Origin of the sequence: Facklamia sp. P9177 (assembly GCF_050409585.1) — a bacterium.
Lineage (GTDB): Bacteria > Bacillota > Bacilli > Lactobacillales > Aerococcaceae > Facklamia.
Genome location: NZ_JBNUPE010000003.1, coordinates 1 through 22337 on the forward strand (window position 1 = coordinate 1; position 22337 = coordinate 22337).

Here is a 22337-nt window from a genome sequence, read left to right on the forward strand (position 1 = left end):
TCTCCCGTTTACGTCTTGGCCGTGTATAAGGAAACACCGGTGTAATTTCTTGTTTTAATAGGAATTGGGCGATTGTGGGTGTTTTATACCCATCCATTACAATCACAGGCTGTTTGGATGTTATAGGCAAAAACTTGCTTATGATCTCCTTTATGAAACCACCCCGCCTCCGGGTCATTAGGACTGATTTTTTGGGATTTTGTTGAGGACTCCTTTTCTGTATTTTTTAGAGGCTTTTTTCCATGGATCTCACGATCTTCTTGGACAGCTTCTAGCATTTCATCCGCCAACCATTTGGCTTGAATAAGTACTTCTTCGTTCGTATATTTCCGACCATTAGCGCAAGCTTTAACATGGGTGCCGTCAATGAAAATAGCTTTAGAATCAATCATGTCCGCTTCAAAACACTGTGTGAGAATCTGGCTAAAGATCTGTTGGGCGATACTTGTCCCTTCGAAACGACGCTTATAATTTTTTCCAAAAGTTGAAAAATGTGGCACTGGGTCAGTGAGAGATAACCCTAAAAACCAACGATATGCGACATTCACCTGAATTTCTTGAATGGTTTGGCGCATACTTGGAATACCGAATAAATATTGAATCATAGGTATTTTAATCAGTGTCACTGGGTCAATGCTCGGACGTCCATTATCTAAGCAATAAACATCTTCTACCAGTCCATAAATAAAAGAAAAATCAATATGTCGATCAATTTTTCTCAGAAGATGTTCTTCTGGAACAAGGTCTTCGAGCGCATGAAAAGCCATCTGATGACGTGCTTCGAACGTTTTACTTTCTGCATTAGTGGACATCATAGAAATCACCCGTTTTCTTTTTATTATATATCAAAAAGTCCTCTAAATCACCATAGGTTGGTGATTTAGAGGACTTTGTCTACAGTCTGAAATATTAGGATTCCTAATATCTTTCTTTTATTTATTACATATTTTAACCCTGAAACCAATCTTTTCACAAAACTCTGTTTATTAGAGTCTTGTTTGATATTATTGTAAGGAACTGTTGATATGAGAATCGCTGAAATTAAAAAAGAAAGAGAATTAATAAGAATAAAAACATTAAAGTTGTTAAATACAGATAATAATAATGCTCCAACTAATGGCGAAACAACTTTAATAGCACTTGATAACGTGTTTTGCAAAGAATTGAAAGACTCAATATTTTCAGAAGAGATAACATTAGGTACAACAGCTTTAGCTGAAGGTGAATTTATTGCCATAGACAAACTCAAGACTGAACTTGTAGTGATTAAAATTAACTTGTCTTCGACATAGTCATTAAGTAAAAAAGCACAGACAAGACACGATATAAAACTAATTAAGTCAGAGAAAATAAGTAAATGTTTTCTATTGTAACGATCAACAATAGGGCCTGCAAAAATATTAGCGATTAGAAGTACAAAACTACTTATTCCGTTGACGGTCCCTAACAATGATGTGGTTTTAGTTTGAGAAACTAAAAACCAATTAATTGCATACAAATATAAAGTATCTCCTGCTAATGATATTCCATAATTTGCTAAAAGAGGGAAACTTTTCTTTAAAAAAGAGTTTGTTTTCTTCATCTACTTAAAACCTACCTCCCTTTAAAATTTCATTGAAAAGCTATAAAAGTTTTACAATGATCAATCATTATCAAATTTTTTAATTTTAACAAAAATATAGATTAATAAATTCTCTTTTGGAAAATTTTAAATTGAGGTCATATTTTTACATGGAGACCTTATAGGATTTTTCAGAGATTTTTATTCATATATTTTATTTCAGAAAAAATTAGTTTTTAAATTGGTTCATCCATTACGATGTCTCTTTCATATCATATAGAGCGTTTGCATCTTACTATAATAGATTAAAATTTGTCAATAGTAATTAATGGTTAATTTATCTATTAAAAGTAAAAATTTTTTGATAGTGTAAAGCTGTATTTTGTGATAAAATTTAAATATCGAATTTTTATGTAAAGGGAGTTATATTATGTCATTTAAAAGAAATTTACTTTCTACCCTGTCAATCATTTCTCTGGCGGGAGCTAGCTTACCGATAAATATTTCTGCGCAAGAAACAACTGAAGCAAACCAAACTGAAGTTGAAAGCTCAGAAAAAGGCCTCAGCTATACTTATGAAGAAGCCGCTAAAAGAGTGGATGAAGATTTCTATGATCAATATCTTTCTTCATTGCATTATTATGGAATTACAGACGAAATGCTGGCATCACTTCCTAAAGGAACAGTTCGTGAAGCAGCCATTGAATATTTAATGGCTTTACCGACTGGTGGCGATATCTCCATGCCTTATGCTCATTTCAAAAAGTTATATCCTGAAATTGTTGAAAATAAGCAAACAAGTACTGAAAAGGAATCAAGCAATTCAAAAGACAAAGGACTATCCTATACTTACGAAGAAGCGGCTGAAAAAGTTGATCAAGGATTCTACGATGAATATCTATATTCCCTTCATTATTACGGTGTTACGGATGAAATGCTGACAAAACTTCCAAAAGACGCTGTACGCGAAGCAGCAATTCAATACTTAATAAAACTGCCGACAGGTGGCGATATTACTATGCCATACAATAATTTCAAAAAGCTTTACCCTGAGATTTTTAGCCAATCAGATTCTGAGTCAAATAAGCAAAGCCAGACTAAGACTAAAAATAATAACGAAGACCCTTCAAAACACGAAAAGCTTACTCAACATTTAAGTGACTTAAAAGAAGATTCTGAAGAAGAAAAAGAAGGTTTACCTTTGAATTATAACTTTACAACTGAAAGTGGCGAATATACCATTAAATATGTTTCATTATTAGCACCTGCTACTGCTGGCAATCAAGACCAAGTATTACCAATGCTGGTTGTCAAATATGAATTCGAAAATACTTCTGATCAAAAAGTAATGGATTATGCTCACGCTTGGGATCAACAAGTCTTCTTCTCTCAATTTAAAGAAGATTCAATGAATAAACTAGAACCAGCCAACTACCAATTAGATCCTGATCAAGAAGTTTTTCCTAAGTATGAAGAAGTAGATTCTGGCGAACAAACAACAGTCACAGCTTACTATCAATTGATGGACACCGAATCGCCTTTGACCCTATCAATTGCAGAAAATGAAACGATTTCTGATTTCGATCTCAAAATCGAAGATTTACTGAAGTTACCTAACCAAAGCGCTCTTTATTTAAATGATAGTAACCAAGGTTATCTTTTTGACTTTAATACCCTTTATGTATTAAACCCAAGCCAAGATTTAGTGAATCAATTAGACCTTGAAATTCAAAATCCATCTGATTTTGAATTATCTAAAGAAGCAAATGTTCAATTAGAAAAGCTCAATGAAAATGATGTTGAAGCAATTAAATTAGAAAACATCAATTACCAAGTAACTGAAGAAGAACAAATTGAAGTCATCAATGAATACGAAGAAGTCATACTGACACTGGAATCTCAATCGAATTGGAATGATTTTGAAGACCTTAACGGTCAAATATATCAAATTGTTGAATAATTTATCATTTAAATAATATAAATAAGGCACCATAAGGTTCACTATCTAACCTCATGGTGCCTTAGTTGAATGGATTAACTCCGCATCCCCTGATAGTCGCCTCTTCTTCTAACTTCTGATAAATAGCGTTTAAGACCTCTCACTTTTTCAATGACCATTGAAGTCCGAATACTTGTTCACGTGGTGCATAAATTTTTTTCTAATGATAAACCGATACTGTCACCGCTCTTTTCTTTTTTGAGTATTTTCCAATCGTTCTAAATTTAATTTTAAACTTTTTATTCAAAGATATAAGATTTTTGAAAACGTTTTTATACTGTGTTAAAATATAAATAATTAAGTTGATGGAGGGGAAAATGTTTATGAATAAATATGATTTTAAACCTCATTTAAAATCTTTTTTAGGGGCGACTTTAGGTTATCTCTTAGGTGAATGTGTATTTTATTTTTTAAAAGGTGAAATAGGAGGTGCGATACCTGTTTATATAGGTGCTATTTTAGGCACTCAATATGCTGTATGGCGTCAGGAGAAAAAGAAATATGAAAAAAAAGATGAGAAATGATGTTAGTTTTAATTCTTTTTAAAGTCGTTGTTAAAAATAGCTATCATCTCTTATATTTTAAACTTCGAAAAGATTATTTTAAATTAAATCTATCTTTTGCCACTACCATAGGAGGCTGCTGCGACTATACTATTCAATAAATTGCTTACCAAACAGGGGCTGTATCATAAGTCCATTTTTGCTATAACCTTTAAAATAAGACCCGAGATAAAATGTCCACGCATTTTGTCTCGGGTCTTTATTTTTTCTTGTTCTTGGATATATAACACCAGTTTATTGATATTGTATGCCAGCAATGCAATGCCTCATTCAATTTTCACCTTCCGTCTGCCTCGAAGGTGGACTCGGGTGAAACCTAAAGAGCCCTTGAGATAGCCAAAGGCAGTTTCAACATCGATTTTTCGGCGGGCATAAATGGCTTGGGTGGTTTCTTCTTCAGCCAGTGCACGTTGTTTAGCTTTAAAATATTCCCAAGAAGGATTGACGCTGATTTTTCGGATGGAACCTTTCGGAGTAAATGCGGCTTCAATGCGTTCGCCTCCTGAAGTGTGCGTTTCAGCTTTGTATTCTTTGAATTGTTGAATCTCGTCATAATGATTTTTTCGCTCACGGTAAGCACTGAAATTGAAACGTACCCCTTGAAGGTCAATATAATAATCATCTGCTTCATGATAAGTCCAATTGAAGACTTTCTTTTCATCGGATTGCCATTTTTTTGTCTGTTCTTTTAACATCGTGCTATAGGGGATGATGGCGATGGTATCGGGATGATGGTCTTCTAAGTAGGCATAGTTGGACTCGGAACCATACCCAGCGTCCATCGAAACATAAGTCATCGAATCAATGAGTGCACGGTGGGTCTCAAAGAATGGTTGAAGCGTTCGTGTGTCGGTTGGATTGGGATAGATGTCATAAGCTAATACATATTGATTACTGGTGGCGATTTGTAGGTTATAGCCAGGTTTAGTTTGACCGTTTCGCATTGGATCTTCTTTCATCCGCATAAAGGTCGCGTCAGTATCCGTTTTAGAATAAGAATGACGGTCACCTAAAAGATGACGATGTTTTTCATAGTTTTGTTTCTTTTCAATGCGTTCATTGAGTGGGTGCTTGAGAGATTTTAAGCGACGACGTGATTGCTTGGCCGGATTAGGCGATTGTTTCTTTGTTTCTTCCACTTCTTTTTCTAAAGCTTCGAGACAGCGCTCTAACTGTGTCATCACTTCTTCCAGCTGATCCATCGTTAAGTCTGTTCCCTCAGGAAGTGTCATGTCTTGATAGGCTACTTTGGTTTCTTTTAACAGCTCTTTGATTTGTGCTTCATTGGCTTCATCAAAACGGATGATGTTCTTTTTCCAGACGAAGGTATATTTATTCGCATTCGCTAAAATTTTTGTTCCATCAATAAATAAAGCATCGTCTATCAGACGTTGTTCCATTAAATAGTTTACAAGTCCATCAAACCCAGCATCTAGAATGTCTTGAATGCTCTCATCCACTCGGCATCGGCAGATCGTGGTATGTGAAGGGACTCTACCTTGTGTTAACCATTGAGCCGGTAGGTTTTCAGCCGCAAAGCGTTCAATCTTCCGACTGGTAAATATCTCTCGAGTATAGGCAAAGAGAATGAGCTTTAAGACGGCAGATAAAGGGTATTCTCTCGGGCGACCAAACACATAAGGATGATCAATGGCTAATTGGTTGACCAAGCCATCAATAAAGTGGACAACATGTGCTTCTTCAGGAATATAGGCATAAGAGATTTCCAAAGCTAATTGATTGGTGTTATAATGAAAGTGCATTTTTTATGTCCTTTCTTTTGTGTTAGAGGAGAGGCATTGGCGAAGCAGAAAGCGTCAACTTTCTGCTTTTTTATATCTTCATTATACCATAAAAACCACTATAAACATTGTTTAAACAACGTTTATAGTGGTTTTTCGGTTTGAGACTTATGATACAGCCCCCTTCTATTATTCCTTATCCTAGCACTCGTTAATATAATGCTCCCATCTTTTTAGACAAAGACTTACATTGTTAACTGATTCCTATTAAACTATTTTATGAATCTATAAGGAAAGATTATAAACTTTCATCTTTGACTCCTTTGAAATTACTTAGCTTGCTACTTCTTTTAAATTCTATTATAAATATAACCGCAACGATTATTAAGATACAAAAGATATTTGATAGAATACCGCTATTAAAATTTAAATGACTTATTTCTATTTGGTTATTTATTTGTCCGGTCACGACAGCAACAGATTGCATATAATTATACGGTATTAAATGCGCCACTTTTTGCAAGGGAACCAAAATATACGACAAACTCATACTCCCTAAAATAACAATCAGAGCCACAAACATTGTAAGCATCTTATCCTTAAAAACCATTGCTATTAAGTATATGGTCGATATAACTGTAATAATTGATACCAACTGTAGAATCAGAGCGTTTGAAATTAAACGGCTCATTGCAATCCAACTGGCTGCTAATTTTTCACTGTAAATTAATATTGGATAATTAAAAGAGCCCTTATCAAAGAATAGACTGGCTAGGATATAAGCGAATATAAGAGTTAGGAAAAATATGGTAGAAGAAATCAAACTACCGATAGCAGTATTTCGTATAAATCTTTTGAAATAATTATCTGGAATCAATCGATAGATCATTAGTTTATCATGAAAAGCAGAAGCAAATATTTGTGAGAGAATAAAAATAATAAGAAAGGTAAATAGAAAAGGCATATACTCATTCCATATAGAAAACATAAAAGTTGCTCCAAATACTGGCTGGATATTATCAGCTTTTAATTTGTGAGCTGACAGATAGTTATAAAATTTTTCATCACGTTTCAAAGCTTCCATGATTTCTTGATACGAAGACCCATAAAATTTTGAATTTCCTTCTACAATTGAACTCGTGTTAGAAATTTTATTAGCCATCATAGTGTAAGCTTCCTGATAGTTCTTCTGTTCCAATGCATTCAGAATCTTTTTATTTTTTTCTTTTAAATCTTTCGCATTGATTAAATTCTCTTGATCAATCGAACTTATTTGCTCGTTTGTTTCATCTTGACCATCAATTAAACTATTGATTTCTACAATATCTTTATCAAATTTAACGTTTTCTTCAATTAAAGTGTTTTTTAGAGAAAAATAATCAATGGATTTATAATTTAAAAACAAGATGGTAGCTATACTCAGAAGAAGAATAAGTAGTGGCATAACATTTAAACGGCTTCTTAATAATTTCTTAATAAAGAGCATTACTTCCATCATTACTTTTCACCTTCTTTCAATTGTTTATCTTGCAAATAAACGATAGAATCACAAATGATCCTAAGATCTTCAAGGTAATGGGAAGTTATAATGATTATTTTATCTTTTTCTCGGTTTTTCTTTAATAGTTCAAAAAACATCGTTCTGGAATCACTGTCTAATCCGTTCAATATTTCGTCCATTAAATAACATTCTGCGTCACTGATTAAATATAATGCAAAAATCAATTTTTGCTTCATGCCTTTGGAATACTTTCGAATAGGCACATTCACAAAATTATCGATGCGACATAAGTGAACAATCTCTTCAGTATTTAAAGAAGATTCCCATTTTAAATGAACAAGTTTTAAATAATCCATGCCAGTTAAGTTTTGATCCAGCCATTCAATATCTTCTAAATAAAAGAAATTTTTTCTTTGATTAGTTACGGCTTGATTATTAAAACGAATCTCACCCTTATTAATTTCTTTTAACCCTGCAATGGAACGAAACAAAGTCGTCTTACCTGCCCCATTTGGAGCAACAATTCCATAAATAAATCCATTTAAAAAATTATAGGATGCATTTTCTAATACCGATAGCCTCGTGCTAATTGATACATTTTTTAAAGAGAGCATAATTTCCTCCTATCAATTATAATTTAACATTTTGTCCATGTTGCTGTATTAATATAAAAATGTCAATTCTTACTAGAACAGGTAAAAGTAAAAATATTTCTATCAAACTAGTAATACTTCAATACTCTGAATGAAGGTGCAGCGGTTGCCACTTGAGGACGAGCAATCCCAACAAAAGAAATTATTACTAATAAAAAACTAAACTTCTTTTTAAAAAAAAGATGCATTTTTTGTTTAATGCCTTAGAATCTTTTAAATTTTAAAGGTTTTAAAAAATATAACTAAACTGCATCTAGCTTCTCAGCATCTAATATCGTTAATTTCAAATTTAACACATATATTGTACCAAATAGTTTAAACATAATCAATAAGCGCTTACATTTGGATTGAAATTGTTCACATTACATATTCGATACGCCATGCTAAAATTTATATAAAGATAATTTGAAGTTAGAAAACTAACACCAGTTTAGAGTGTATCTCTCGCTTCTTGATAAACATTCTGCAGAATTTGACCCTATACGGTTATTATAATAAGTTCTGACTTTTAATGTTTAAATGGTTAATTAGCTGTTTATAGGATCATACAAACGTTTTTTTAGATCATCACTAGCAAGACCTAACTGATCTAATTCAATATATATTGCCATACAAAATGAACGAAATGCCGACCATTGGTAATATTCTTTATTATTTCTTCGCGGAAAATTTTCTCGATTAATCCACACTTTGAATTTATCCTCGTGTAAAATGTTATGAACAAATAATTCTTTAATAATATAGACTAGACGGTCCTCTTCATCATCTACCGGTTTTATTTCTATCTTTCTAAAGTAGTTCATAATCGCTTTCCAGATAGCTTCCAGATTCGATTTATTAAATAAGGGGTGTTTAACGATTGCAACCATTAGATCTGCAGCATGCGCAAAGGTGTGAACCCACCCAAAATGATCAGAATATCCCGAAAAATCCAACTCTTTTTAAAAGTAAGTCAAGGTATCATTTTCAATTTTTTTAAACGCTTCTTTGTCTAAAAGTTTATAGTATATTGAGCCTTTTTCATTGTCGTATGTAACAATTAAGGAGAGAAGTAATAAGGAAAAAGAGCGTTTTAAAGTAGCTTCCCCTTTTTTATCAATTTCAAATAAAATAAAATCTTTCTCTAACAATTGGTCAATCATATACCTAACTTGATCTATTGAAAATAATTCTTTTGCCATTCCTCTGACAAAAGTCCTACAGATTAATTTATCTCTACTTTCTGAGTTAGGATGACCTCTATTATTAATTAACCATTTTATTTCATCCAAATTATAGTTTTGTGAATTAAACTTCATCTTCTCTAATAACTGTTCTTGCATTACTGAGCTCCTTTTATAAGCTATACTCCTTATATTTTGTAGAAGTAAAGTTTAAATGAATTAGATTTTATAAAGACACACTAAATTTTTAGAAGGAAACAATCTCAATTCTCAAAACTTATGTATTCTACCCCAGATAAATGTAACTCTTTAAGACGGCTTCCCATTTTATAAATAAATAACTTCATCAAATAGGTTTAAGTAATCAGGATTCGTATTATGACTGACTAATATGATTGTTTTATCTAATTGCACTAATTTTTTAGTGAGATCGATTTCGAGTTCAGAATTCATCGCGGAAAATGGTTCATCCATTAATAAAATAGGCATTTGAGAAAGTATAGCTCTTTGCAATTTGATCATTTGTTTCTGTCCACCGCTAAGTTGACTACAATTATCACTCTTTAAAATTTTATTTTTGTGCTTTTCAGGTAAACTAATTTCTTCTTTTATTGTAAAACTATCAAACAGTGTGACATTATTAGCATAATTATCCGAAAAAACATTAGAAAATTGACTATTATAAAAAATAATTTCTCTTAACTGACGATAAGACAATTCTTTATTATCAATCAATATTTTTCCGTCCAAAGGTTGGAGGTTGCCAAATAGTATATTGAGTAAAGTGGACTTTCCTTTTCCACTTTCTCCAACTATTAAATACTTCATGCCTTTTTTCAAATTTCATGTCTTAAAAAAACGAATGGATTCATTCATTTCCAATCGCCATGTGTTTTATTATATTTTTACCTTGCTTATCAAGTAGGGCTTCTTATCCTATCCATCTTTCCTTTCTGATTTTTGGTACAAAAAAGACGATAGATTTTAATTTCTATCGTCCTTTTACGATAATTACCCTACTTGAGTTTATATGTTTTTATCTATCAACTTTTGATTTGCTGCTAATAACTCTTCATAATAATCATTATATGCTGGACTAAACTTTCTCATCAAAGGAATAGCTTTTTCATAATAACCTGAATCTTGCATATGCTTCTTCATTTTTTCTTGAATACGATATATTAGATTGTTTAGGTAAACACTACTTTCCTTAAAAGACTGATATCTTTCTAACATTTCTTTGTTTTCCTCTAACCATTTGTCTGCATTATAAATAGACTTCATTTTTTCCTCATTTACCTCTTCAATGTCTGTTAGTGAAATGGTTTTTGATGCTTGGTCTATTGCTATCTTCTCATCTTCATCTAACTCAAAGTCAGGCATAGTATCTAAAAATTCAATATAGTCTTCATAATATTTTATCTTATCCTCTTTCAACGTATCTGTTAAAAAAGCTTTGTATGATAAAAAGAAAATTTGACCAATATATCCTGGAAATACTCTTACTAACTTAGAATAAATCGATTCCTGTTGATCGATTAAAATCAATTGTTCTTTTAAAGTGTTTATATCTAATCCCTCAAGGAGTAGTTTCAATATTTCAACTCTTTTATTATCTAATTGTGATTTTATTTCTCTATCTCGAATGATAGTGGCTAACATTGACTTATTGGGTTCTTGTAAAATACCTTCAATTTCCTCTATTGAGCAACCTAATTTTCTATAAATAGATATTTTCTTCAGTATATCAACCTCCTCATCAGTGTAAATCCTGTAATTATTCGACTCTCTTTCTGGACTAATAAATCCTTTTTCTTCATAATATTCTATGGCTTTACGTGTTAGACCTGTTTTTTCTCTCACTTCATTCATCAACATAGTACATACCTCCTTTTAAATCAAATATATCAGCCCCCCTAAGGGACAGGTCAAGAGATATTTAATAATTTGAAATAAGAGATCTGTAGTTTCTTTAATTAGAAGTTCTGATAGTTTTTTCAGTCCTTATTCTTTTATTATTAGAAATAAAATAGTGATGCAATGATCGATACTTTGAATAAAAAGAGGTTATTTTCTCTTGTTCTTTTTCAAAAAGCTGGTTATCAAATCTTTTAAAAATAAAGTACCATAAAGTTCACTATCTAACCCCATGGTGCCTTATTTTAATGGATTAACTTCGCATCCCCTGATAGGATCCTCTTCTTTCAAGCTCATGATCAATAGCGTTTAAGACCTCCCACTTCTTCAGTGACCATTGAGGTCCAATCAATCGCTCACGCGGTGCATCGCCGGTTAATCGGTGAATAATAATATCCTGAGGGACATACTCCAATTGGTCACAGATTAATTGCACATATTCCTCCTGTGTCATAAATCTTAACCGCCCCGTCTGATAATCTTGGACCATTTTAGTGCCTTCCATCAAATACAAGAGATGAAGCTTTAAGCCTTGAATATCTGATTCTTTTACTACTCGTTTCAAACTCTCCATCATCATGGCGTAGTCTTCACCAGGCAAACCATTAATTAAATGGGTACACACAGGAATATGATGTTTTCTCAACTTGGCAACACCATCTAAGTAGCATTGGTAATCGTGTCCCCTATTTATATGGACGCTGGTCTGGTCATGAACAGTTTGCAGTCCTAATTCTACCCACATATAATACTTTTGATTCAATTCTGCCAAGTATTCAACCACATCATCAGGCAAGCAATCTGGACGCGTCGCTATCATTATGCCTACCACACCCTCTTCATGAATGACTTGTTCAAACCGCGCTTTTAAAACATGTAGGGGAGCATGCGTATTGGTAAAGTTTTGAAAATAAGCGATGTATTTTTGAACTTTAGGCCATTTTTTGTGCATTTGCTGGATCCCTTTTCCTAATTGAATAGGTAGCGGATCCAACCGACTTTGAGCAAAGTCGCCCGAACCAGATTCCGAACAAAAAGTACAACCGCCAAAGGCAACTGTACCATCACGATTAGGACAAGTAAAGCCACCGTCCAGTGAGACTTTAAAGACCTTTTCGCCAAAATGATCCTTTAAATGCTTATTCCACGTTTGATAACGTTTATTATTTCCATTCATCTTTTTCATTCCTAACTTTTCATTTAAAAAAGACTGTCATGATGAATTCATGATCAGTCTAAGTATTTTATTTCGATTTGACATAAGTAATTCCGTTAGCTGCAGGCCCTCTGGACTGACCAACCACTCCGACCAGGACAATAATTGTCACTAAGTAAGGTGCAATCTGTAAGTAAACAGATGGAATACTCTCAATATAAGGAATACGTGACCCTAAAACTGCTAGGGATTGGGCAAAGCCGAAGAAAATAGCCGCTCCCATTGCGCCAAGCGGATTATATTTACCGAAAATCATGGCCGCCATCGCCATAAACCCTTGCCCGGCAACCGTCGAAAGTGAGAAGTTCAAGGTAATGGTATTCGCTAGAACACCCCCACCTAAACCACCAAAAAAGCCTGAAAGTAAAACACCAGCATACTTCATGCCATAAACATTGACACCTAGTGTGTCCGCTGCTTGAGGGTGTTCGCCTACTGAGCGTAACCTTAGGCCAAAAGGTGTTTTGAATAAAACGAACCAAGCGATACCCGCTAGTAAAATACCAGCATAAGCGGGGGCTGAAGTAGCTTTAAAGAAAATCGGTCCAATAAAAGGAATATCCGATAAAATGGGGAAAGTCGCATAACCAAAGGACTCTCTAATGGAAGGTGTTTCACCTTTACCATCAAATAATACTCTAACTAGAAAGACACCCAAAGCTGGCGCGATCAAGTTGATAACGGTTCCTGAAATGATATGGTCAGATCTTAAATGGACAGTGGCCAATGCATGGATAGCTGAAAGGAGGATACCTGCCAGACCTCCTGCTATCAAGGCCAACCAAGGGGTCAGATCGCCAAATTGATCCGCAAAATTTAAGTTAAAAACAACTGAAGCTAAGGCACCAATAACCATGATTCCTTCTAGCCCCACGTTAACAACCCCAGAACGTTCTGAAAAAACACCACCAATGGCTGTAAAAATTAGAGGAGCTGAATAAACAAGGGTTGAAGAAACGATAAGTGTTAGCAGATTAACTGACATTAGACTTCGCCTCCTTCTGAATTAGCTTTAGTGGCTATACTTTGTTTTTGTGGGAATAATTTATCTTTAAAATAAGTAATAATAAAGTTCGCTCCAATAAAGAAGATGATAATACCCATGACAATATCTACGATTTCGGAAGGAATTTTAGCAAATAGCGCCATGGTCGATGCCCCTGTTTCTAAAGCACCAAAGAGAATAGCTGAGAAGATAATACCGATTGGATTATTAATTCCTAGTAAAGCGACAGCCATTCCGTTAAAACCAATAGCCGGTGCCACACCATTTTGAAGGTTAATGAATCCAAATTCACCCAAGCCATTCATTACGCCCCCTAAACCAGCTAAGGCACCAGAGATGAGCATGGCAAGCACAATGTTTTTCTTGTCAGACATTCCGGCATATTTAGAAGCATAACGGTTGAGACCCACTGAGGTTAATTCAAAACCAGTCGTCGTGCGTGACATTAAGATGCCAATGATTACCGCAGCAATCACTGCTAGGAAAATCCCACCATGTAGGGTGGAGTTTTTAGTTAATTGACTGAGCCATTCCATTCTTAGGCTGGCATTTTGACCAATTGAAGGCGTTCTATCTGCTCGATCGGTTAAGACATAGCGAATTAAATAATCGACAAAATAAATAGAGATATAATTTAACATGATGGTTACGATGACTTCGCTGGTGCCAAAATAGGCTTTTAAAACGCCGGCGATAGCTGCCCACAAGGCTCCGGCTAATGCTCCGGCGATAATAGCCAAAGGAATGACTAGCCAAGCAGGTGATTCGGGCATCATCAAGGCCACCCCTACGGATACAAACCAACCCCATAGGGCTTGACCCGAAAGACCAATATTAAACGATCCAGCCGTATAAGCCACCGCAAAACCCAGTCCAGTAAAAATTAAAGGAGCTGCTGCTCGGAAGGTTTGACCGATGGAAAACGGATTACCAAAAGCTCCTGTAATTAAAAATTTGTAACCTGTCACTGGATCATAACCAAAGGCCAACATTAAAAGGGCTCCAAAAACCAAACCAATAATGACCGAGGCTACGGAAGTAAATATTTTAGTTAATCTTGACATTAGTTACCTTCACTCCCTTCTTTCTTATTACGATTAGCCATTACTTCTTCAAAAGGCGTCCCGGCCATTAATAAACCTAATTCTTCTTCATTAGTTTCAGCAGCCGGGATATCGGCTACAATCTTACCATCAAACATAACTAATATACGGTCAGATAAGTTCATTATTTCATCCAACTCAAAACTCATTAGCAGAACTGCCTTGTTTTTATCACGTTCATTGATTAATGCTTGGTGAACAAATTCAATAGCCCCTACATCCAACCCACGTGTAGGATTCGCTGCAATTAAAATATCGGGATGCATCTCCAATTCACGCGCAATAATCGCTTTTTGTTGATTTCCTCCTGAAAGCGAACGGGCATTGACCTTTTCGGAGACCGTTCGGACATCATATTTTTTAATTAGTTCTTTTGCCCGCTTTTCTATTTCTTTAAAGTTCAAGAAATTAGACTTTGAAAAGGGCGAATGATAATAATCTTTCAATACAATATTGTCTTCTAATTTTCGATCGAGAATTAAACCGTATTTGTGACGGTCTTCAGGAATATGAGCCAGACCTTTTTGCGCAATTTGACGCGTTGTATAGTGGGTAATATTCTCACCATTTAAGTAAATCTCACCTGAGTTAGGTGGGATTAAACCAGTGATGGACAGAACTAATTCAGATTGCCCATTACCATCTATCCCTGCAATCCCAACAATTTCACCGTGTTTCACTTCAAATGAGAGCTTGTCTACAGCTACGATGCCTCGATGATCTTCAATATGGATATTTTGAACTGACAAAGCTACATCGGTCGGGTGTGCTAATTTCTTTTCGGTTTTAAAGTTAACGTTTCTTCCTACCATCATATTCGCTAAATCCACCGTTGAAGTTTCAGCCACATCAACGGTTTGAATTGACTCTCCTCGGCGAATAACAGTACAACGGTCAGCCACTTGCTTAATCTCTTTTAACTTGTGCGTAATAATAATTATAGACTTGCCTTCATTAGACAATTTATGCATTGTTTCCATTAGCTCGTCAATCTCTTGCGGTGTTAAAGAAGCCGTCGGCTCATCAAAAATTAAAATATCTGCACCACGGTAAAGGGTCTTTAGAATTTCCACTCGTTGTTGCATACCCACTGAAATATCTTCAATCTTAGCATCAGGGTCTACTGACAAACCATATTTTTTAGAAAGCTCAACAATTTTTTCGCGTGCTTGAGCCTTATCCACCACCAGTCCCTTGGTCGGTTCTTCACCTAGAATAATGTTTTCAACTACGGTGAAGGCTTGAATCAACATAAAATGCTGGTGCACCATGCCGATTCCTAACTCGACTGCTCTTTTTGGAGATCCGATTGTCACAGCCTTACCGTTCATATAAATCTGACCGGAGCTAGGTTCTAGTAAACCGGATAAGATATTCATTAAAGTTGATTTGCCTGCCCCGTTCTCACCAAGTAAGGCATGAATTTCTCCTTTTTTAAGTTCTAAATTAATCTTTTTATTTGCAAAAAAATCGCCAAACTTCTTGGAAATATCTCGCATTTCGATAACAGCATGATCCATGTTGATCGAAACTCCTTTCTCCATTGCTAATGTTCATAGTCCCTCATATTATATCGGATAATAGCATAAATTTCAGTAACAAATTTATTTTAATAGACCATGTTTTTTTAAAACTATTTTAATCATCCTTGGTCTAAAAATTAATCTTCATTTGATTCAATTAAGACTTGCCTTGGCTTACTCCCATCTTGTGCGGAAACTAAACCTTGTGCTTCTAGGTCATCAATCATACGGGCTGCACGATTATAACCAATTCTAAATTTGCGTTGGAGTTGTGAAATAGAGATAGTATCCTGTTCCTTAATCAACTCCACTGCTTCAAGATAATATTCATCATCAGAGGCTTCTGAGTTTAAGACACTGTCTTCACTGACGACAATATTATCATCATAATCGGCTTGTCTTTGTTGCTTGATGAAGTCAGTAATGCGCTCTACCTCTTCATCAGATATATAAGCTCCTTGAACTCGGATCGGTTTATTCTTGCCCATGGGTTGGAAGAGCATGTCACCACGACCCAGTAATTTCTCAGCACCGACCGAATCTAGAATTGTGCGTGAATCTGTTCCAGAAGAAACAGCAAAGGCTAAACGAGAAGGAATATTGGCCTTAATAATTCCAGTAATAACATCAACCGAAGGTCTTTGCGTCGCTATAATCATATGGATACCGGCTGCCCTCGCCATTTGAGCTAAACGGATAATGGCATTTTCAACATCATTAGAGGCCACCATCATGAGGTCTGCTAACTCATCAATGATAACGACTATCTTCGGTAATTTCTCGTAGCCAGTTCCTTCTTCTTTGTTCCAACTCTCCACTTGTTCGTTATAGCCATCAATATTTCTCACCCCGCTTGTAGCAAATAGTTCATAGCGTCTTTCCATTTCTTCTACCACATTATTTAAAGCTCTAGCTGCCTTGCGTGGATTGGTAACCACCGGTGATAACTGGTGGGGTAAGTCGTTGTAGAGGGTTAATTCGACCTTTTTCGGGTCAATCATTAAAAATTTAATGTCTTCAGGTTTTGCCTTCATTAAAATAGAACAAATAATTACATTCACACCAACCGACTTACCTGAACCTGTTGCTCCAGCAATTAATAAATGGGGCATCTTGGTTAAGTCAGCCAGACAAACTGAACCTGAAATATCTCGTCCTAAAGGCACTTCTAAGAGTTTATCAGATTCCAAGCCCGCATCGACAATTTCACTAAAGGCGACTGGGCTGACTTGGGTATTTGGAACTTCAATTCCTATTAGCGATTTGCCGGGTATAGGGGCTTCCATTCGAATATCACGTGCTGCTAGTGCCAAAGCAATGTCATCAGATAAGGACACAATCTTACTTACCTTAACTCCCACAGCAGGTTCAATTTCATATTTAGTGACTGAAGGACCCAAATTGGCCTTCACTATCTTGGCATCGACCCCAAAACTTTCAAAAGTCAATTCTAATTTTTTTATATTGTCATTAATACGTTGATATTCTTCCGACTGGTCGACTACTGGTAATTTTTTTAGTAGCTTTTTCCCAGGGAACTGATAGGTTTTAGATTTCTTTTGTTTGGTTTTGGTTTGCTTTTGTAGTTCTTCCTTACTTAAAACCTGATCTAAGTCATCGTCAGTTAGAGCTTGCCTTTGATTACTAGCGTCTTGCCAATGACTAGCAGTAGCTAAGACATCTGCTTTATTAGGCGTTTGTTTAGAAAGTGCCTCATCAGCCATTTCGTCTTGTGCTATGGCTGTTTCAATTTCTTCTAGACTTTCTACTTCCTTCGTTGGTAAAGGATTCAGCTGCTCTTTTGTCATTGAATCAATCGATTGACTATCAGCTTGAGAATGCGCTGTTTCTTGATCGTGCATCTGATCAAAGAAGTCTAAATCCAAGACACGTCCTTCTTCTTGGGATAAACGTTTGGAGTTTAAAGATTTTTGCTGATAATCTTCTTGACGATAAGGCTTAAATTCATATTCTGTGGTGGGGTTAAAAGCGGGTTGGTCTTCTCTTTCGAAGGTTGGCATATAAGCTGTTCGATTGTTAAATGAAACATCCTTTGGAGGAAGACTTTGTGTTTCTTCTGTTTTCATAAAGAAGGAATAGAAACGACTAAATAGTGTTGTAAATACATTTTGCTTTTCTTGCTTTGATTCATTAAGTTCGTTGCCTTCAATATTCATAACCTCATCAGGATTTTCTTCCAATGGACTAGCAGCGATGATGTTTCGTTCATCGTTAAGATCATCACCTTTATCTTGGTAAACCTCTTTAAGTTCTGAAAAATCAGGAAAAAGTTCTTTAAAAAGATTAGTCATTTGGCTAAATAATTGCTGAATGGCTTGCCAACCGGTAATTAAAGGGCGATCTAAAAGAAAAATTAAGCCGATAAAGAAACTAACAAAGAAGAAGAGATAAGATCCCCATTTACCAAATAAATATCCGATACTGACATAAAGACCTGCTCCGACCAATCCACCCCCTAAGCTAGAAATACTTTGTTGAGATAATAATTCCTTACGGTAGATTCGAAATGCATGCTCAAACGCCGACTGCTGAGTATTATTTTGTAAGTAATCGTAATACTCAATAAAGTGTAAAGACCCTGCTAATGCGATTATAATTAAAAAACCACCTAAGAGTGGTCTCAAAGGTACATTAATTACTCTTCCTTTTAGCATCATCATGGAACCTAAGAATAAACTGGTATATAAGAGAAGTCCGTAACTTTCACCTACCATTAAACGAAAACCATTAGTTAGCATTAAACCCATAATGCCCCAATTGAAAATAGCGACTAAACTTAAGAAAGTAATTAATATACCTAAAAATAAGTAGATTGATTGGTACTTCATTTGATTGGGTGATTGACTCTGACGCTTGGATTGTTTTTTCTTTTGAGCCATTCACATCACATCCTTTCAGAACTCTCGTGCATGGGTTATTATATCATTTATGATAAATGATATCGAACAAATTATCGTATTTCTAAGTTTATTAAAGGCTTATACCAATTAAAATTCAACTTCTAGAAATACTCTTTTATATGATTACTAACTTGATAAACCACAAATTTTAGCTTAGAATGTATCAAGTCATTGTATTTGTTGTAAAATAACACAAAATAATATATCGTTAATTATATCAATTAGATGGAGCGTGAAAAATGAAATTTATAAAAAAATATTGGAAGTTAATTTTTCTTATCTCGATGGTTTCATTGATAGCAACAGGCTGTATTCGCTATGATGCATCGGGTAACCCAACTGGACCTATCTATGAATATTTAGGAGTACCAACTGCTAACTTCTTAGACTTTTTAGCAGATATTTTTGGCGGTTCTTATGGGATTGCAATCATGATAGTTACCCTAATCACTCGTTTGTTTATGCTTCCATCGACTTATAAGATGACTAAATCATCAATGGAAAGCTCAGCTAAAATGAAATATGCCCAACCTGAAATTGCAGAAATTCAAGAAGAAATGAAAGGAACAGATAATCCACAAGAAAAAGCTGCTCTGCAACAAGAGTTAATGCAAGTTTACGGAAAATATGACATTAACATGTTATCGAACGTTTCTGGCTGTTTACCATTATTAATTCAAATGCCAATTATTTCAGCTGTTTATACAGCGGTTCGTACATCCGATAAAATTGCAGAGTCCTCTTTCTTAGGTATTCACTTGGGTGGAAAGAGTTTACTATTAGTTGGTTTAGTTGCAGCAACTACCTTCTTATCTAGTTGGTTAATGCAAAAAGGAACAGCTACACCCGTTTCCGATAATCCTCAAGCCAATCAAATGCAACAATCAATGATGTATATGAACCCAATTATGTTAGGTTATTTCACTTATATTTCTAACGCGGGAATCGGACTATATTTCTTCACTGGTTCTCTTTTCACTTTAGCTCAACAATTCTATATGAATCAGGTTGCACGACCAAAAATTCAAAAAGATATTGATGAAAAAGTCAAAAAGTATCAAAATATGCCGCGAGTAAAGCGACAGAAAAAAGCGAGACAAACGAAAAAACAATTAGAAAAAGTAAATGCTGACCGTATTGTGCCGGTTAAAAATCCAAAAGCTAGAAATGCTGGAAAGCAAAGAAAGAATAAATAAATCTACATAAAATGAGCCTCACCACATTATTGTGCTGAGGCTCGTTTTATTTTTCTTCTTTAGCAAGTTCTTTGGCAATCCTTTCACTTTTATAAATTAAGTGTTGGTCCGTTAAAATCGGAAACTCAACATAGAAGATCGATCCTCTTTGATAGACAGACTCCACCCGAATTTTTCCGTGGTAGCCTTCTACTAATTGTTTAGCGATACTTAACCCTAAGCCATTACCACCTTTGGCACGCGCTCGTGCTTTATCCACTCGGTAAAACCTTGAAAAAACACGCTCTTTATCTTCTGCTGTCATTCCTTCTCCAAAATCTTGGACAGCAATTTCAACCTTATTCATGGTTTGACTGACTGAAATATGTATCTCCGGACGATCTGTCGAATATTTCACAGCGTTATCAAGTAATATTACTAAGATCTGTTCAAAGTGATGATGATAAATATTGACATAAACTTTTTTACTTTTCTCATTATCTAAATAAAAATGAAAGTTTGGATATAAAATTTCAAAATTATGGTGGACTAGAGAAGCTGCAGTGGTGATTTCGGTTACTTCGTCTTTGTAATCCACGTCTACATGGTCTGCTCTTGAAAGGTCTAACATTTCTTGGACTAATTCCTTCATTCGTGTAATTTCTTGCAGCGAAGCAGAAATAGATTCATCTAAAACCTGCTGATCTTCTTTACCCCAGCGATTTAGCATCTTTAAATGTCCTTCAACAATCGCTACCGGCGTTCTTAATTCGTGCGAAACATCTTCCACAAACTGTTTTTGACCCTTTACATAAAGCTCAATCTTATCGAGCAGTTTATTAACATGTAAACTTAAATCGCTCCACTCATCATTGGTTCGCGGTCGAACAACACGAACCTGAGAGAGAGTATCTCCTTCTAATAAATCTAAAGTGTTAATAACATAAGTTAAGGGCCTTAAAAAATAATGAGCGATTAAAAAGCCACATAATATTGAAATCAAAGTCGTTATTAGAAAACAACGAATCAAAAAATAATTTAACTTTTGAACATACGCTACTTTTGCCTCAGGTAGAACAATATATTGAACAATGCCTAATAATTCTTGATTAATACGACTCGAAATCCGACTAGAGCCGATTAGATAATTCTTTCCTTTTATATTTTGCCTTTCAAGCTCTTTACTAGATGATCCAATAGGATATTGAAAATGCTGACTTTCATTTAATAACTTTTGTTCGGGACTATATAGGCGAATGATAGTTTGGTCGTTAGAATAGTGATCTATTAAAAACTTAACTTTTGTCTCACTATCTTGTTCATTTTGGTCAAGGAATTGTTGAGCTTGGAAAGGCTGATCTTGGTCGGATAGCCCCTTAATTAAAAATTCAAATTGCATCTGATGACTTTCCTTTGATTGTTCATCGTACATTTGAATCGTTAACTGGCGATAGATTAAAAGTGAAATAAATGACAGCATAATCATTGCTAAGGATAAGAAAATACCCCATTTCCATTTAAGCGAAAGGGGTTGGTCTTTCTTAAAAGTAAAGACAGAAGATGATTTAGTTTCTGATGACATAGCCTGTACCACGAACCGTTTGAATATAAGATTCTTCTCCTGGAATATCGATTTTATTTCTCAAATAACGGATATAAACATCCACCACATTAGTTTCAACCTCGGATTTATAGCCCCATACTTGTTCTAATAAGACATCTCGTGGCATAACCATATTGATATTTTCCATTAAAAAGACTAATAATTCGTATTCTCTTTTAGTTAAATCAATTAACTCACCTTGTCTTTTCACCATACGGCTTGATTTTTCAACCACTAAGTCCCTAAATTTTAGATAAGGTTGATTTTGAGTTCTTGATTCATCTTCAGTCTCGATTCGACGGAAAAGTGCTCTGAGTCTGGCTAATAATTCTTCAATGGCAAATGGTTTAACGATGTAGTCGTCTGCTCCTTGGTCAAGACCTGAAACACGATCAATGACAGAATCTCTAGCCGTCATAATAATAATAGGTACATCTTTAACTGGACGAATACGGCGTACAACTTCCAACCCATTTAATTCAGGTAACATTAGGTCAAGTAAAATAACATCCCACTTTTCTTCTAAGGCCTTTTCCAAACCACTGCGCCCATCATAACAGATAGCTGTTTCATAGCCTTCATGTTGAAGCTCAAGCTCAACAAAGCGAGCTAAGTTCTTCTCATCTTCAACAATTAAGACACGTTGATTTACATTTTTTACCATGCGAACTTCCTCCTATAGACTTAACTT

General features: G+C 35.0%; 18 protein-coding genes and 1 pseudogene. 3 read left to right on the top strand and 16 right to left on the bottom strand.

All coding sequences use genetic code 11. From position 1 onward, the window contains the following. Window positions 1-812: pseudogene (locus ACQV18_RS01835) on the bottom strand (transposase); the annotation flags it as partial. A gap of 68 nt (window positions 813-880) precedes the next feature. Next, complete coding sequence (locus ACQV18_RS01840; protein ID WP_428892460.1) at window positions 881-1582, bottom strand: MFS transporter; 702 nt, start codon at window positions 1580-1582, stop codon at window positions 881-883. Between the two features lie 409 nt (window positions 1583-1991). On the opposite strand from ACQV18_RS01840, the gene ACQV18_RS01845 reads away from it, so the two are divergent. Together ACQV18_RS01845 and ACQV18_RS01850 are read left to right on the top strand one after the other, a co-directional pair. Next, window positions 1992-3521, top strand: a complete 1530-nt coding sequence (locus ACQV18_RS01845) for a DUF5067 domain-containing protein (RefSeq protein WP_428892461.1) — start codon at window positions 1992-1994, stop codon at window positions 3519-3521. A gap of 362 nt (window positions 3522-3883) precedes the next feature. After that, window positions 3884-4084 (top strand): hypothetical protein, encoded by a 201-nt coding sequence (locus ACQV18_RS01850; RefSeq protein ID WP_428892462.1) that lies wholly within the window; start codon window positions 3884-3886, stop codon window positions 4082-4084. Between the two features lie 305 nt (window positions 4085-4389). Here the strand turns inward: ACQV18_RS01850 and ACQV18_RS01855 are convergent, their stop codons facing one another. The 12 genes from ACQV18_RS01855 to ACQV18_RS01910 all read right to left on the bottom strand — a co-directional run bounded on the left by ACQV18_RS01855 (window position 4390) and on the right by ACQV18_RS01910 (window position 18847). Further along, on the bottom strand, window positions 4390-5886 hold the full coding sequence (locus ACQV18_RS01855) for an IS1182 family transposase (protein ID WP_428892463.1): 1497 nt from the start codon (window positions 5884-5886) through the stop codon (window positions 4390-4392). 277 nt (window positions 5887-6163) lie between these two features. After that, the gene (locus ACQV18_RS01860) at window positions 6164-7363 is read right to left on the bottom strand and encodes a hypothetical protein (protein ID WP_428892464.1); all 1200 of its coding nucleotides are present in this window, start codon (window positions 7361-7363) and stop codon (window positions 6164-6166) included. Next, complete coding sequence (locus tag ACQV18_RS01865; RefSeq protein ID WP_428892465.1) at window positions 7363-7980, bottom strand: ATP-binding cassette domain-containing protein; 618 nt, start codon at window positions 7978-7980, stop codon at window positions 7363-7365. The genes ACQV18_RS01860 and ACQV18_RS01865 overlap by 1 nt, the downstream gene beginning before the upstream one ends. Window positions 7981-8546: 566 nt before the next feature. Beyond that, window positions 8547-8954: a DUF2785 domain-containing protein gene (locus ACQV18_RS01870; RefSeq protein ID WP_428892466.1), complete on the bottom strand. Its 408-nt coding sequence runs from the start codon at window positions 8952-8954 to the stop codon at window positions 8547-8549. A 6-nt stretch (window positions 8955-8960) separates the two neighbouring features. Then, window positions 8961-9341 carry a hypothetical protein gene (locus ACQV18_RS01875; RefSeq protein ID WP_428892467.1) on the bottom strand — a complete coding sequence of 127 codons (381 nt, stop codon included), beginning with the start codon at window positions 9339-9341 and terminating at the stop codon, window positions 8961-8963. Window positions 9342-9509: 168 nt separating this feature from the next. After that, complete coding sequence (locus ACQV18_RS01880) at window positions 9510-10022, bottom strand: ATP-binding cassette domain-containing protein (protein ID WP_428892468.1); 513 nt, start codon at window positions 10020-10022, stop codon at window positions 9510-9512. 186 nt (window positions 10023-10208) lie between these two features. Next, on the bottom strand, window positions 10209-11060 hold the full coding sequence (locus tag ACQV18_RS01885) for a MerR family transcriptional regulator (protein WP_428892469.1): 852 nt from the start codon (window positions 11058-11060) through the stop codon (window positions 10209-10211). Window positions 11061-11352: 292 nt separating this feature from the next. Then, window positions 11353-12285, bottom strand: coding sequence for a TIGR01212 family radical SAM protein (locus ACQV18_RS01890; RefSeq protein WP_428884925.1), 933 nt, complete (start codon window positions 12283-12285; stop codon window positions 11353-11355). A gap of 58 nt (window positions 12286-12343) precedes the next feature. Then, complete coding sequence (locus ACQV18_RS01895; protein ID WP_428873775.1) at window positions 12344-13300, bottom strand: ABC transporter permease; 957 nt, start codon at window positions 13298-13300, stop codon at window positions 12344-12346. After that, window positions 13300-14385 (bottom strand): ABC transporter permease, encoded by a 1086-nt coding sequence (locus ACQV18_RS01900; protein ID WP_428873777.1) that lies wholly within the window; start codon window positions 14383-14385, stop codon window positions 13300-13302. The genes ACQV18_RS01895 and ACQV18_RS01900 overlap by 1 nt, the downstream gene beginning before the upstream one ends. Next, a complete protein-coding gene (locus tag ACQV18_RS01905) occupies window positions 14385-15944 on the bottom strand; it encodes an ABC transporter ATP-binding protein (protein ID WP_428881727.1) in 1560 nt (519 codons plus the stop codon). Before ACQV18_RS01905 ends, ACQV18_RS01900 begins: the two co-directional genes overlap by 1 nt. Window positions 15945-16084: 140 nt before the next feature. Beyond that, the gene (locus ACQV18_RS01910) at window positions 16085-18847 is read right to left on the bottom strand and encodes a DNA translocase FtsK (protein WP_428892470.1); all 2763 of its coding nucleotides are present in this window, start codon (window positions 18845-18847) and stop codon (window positions 16085-16087) included. A 260-nt stretch (window positions 18848-19107) separates the two neighbouring features. On the opposite strand from ACQV18_RS01910, the gene yidC reads away from it, so the two are divergent. Further along, complete coding sequence (gene yidC / locus ACQV18_RS01915; RefSeq protein WP_428873780.1) at window positions 19108-20064, top strand: membrane protein insertase YidC; 957 nt, start codon at window positions 19108-19110, stop codon at window positions 20062-20064. A 46-nt stretch (window positions 20065-20110) separates the two neighbouring features. Here the strand turns inward: yidC and ACQV18_RS01920 are convergent, their stop codons facing one another. Next, window positions 20111-21625 carry an ATP-binding protein gene (locus ACQV18_RS01920; RefSeq protein WP_428873781.1) on the bottom strand — a complete coding sequence of 505 codons (1515 nt, stop codon included), beginning with the start codon at window positions 21623-21625 and terminating at the stop codon, window positions 20111-20113. Further along, window positions 21609-22310: a response regulator transcription factor gene (locus ACQV18_RS01925; RefSeq protein ID WP_428873782.1), complete on the bottom strand. Its 702-nt coding sequence runs from the start codon at window positions 22308-22310 to the stop codon at window positions 21609-21611. Before ACQV18_RS01925 ends, ACQV18_RS01920 begins: the two co-directional genes overlap by 17 nt. Window positions 22311-22337: the final 27 nt, after the last annotated feature.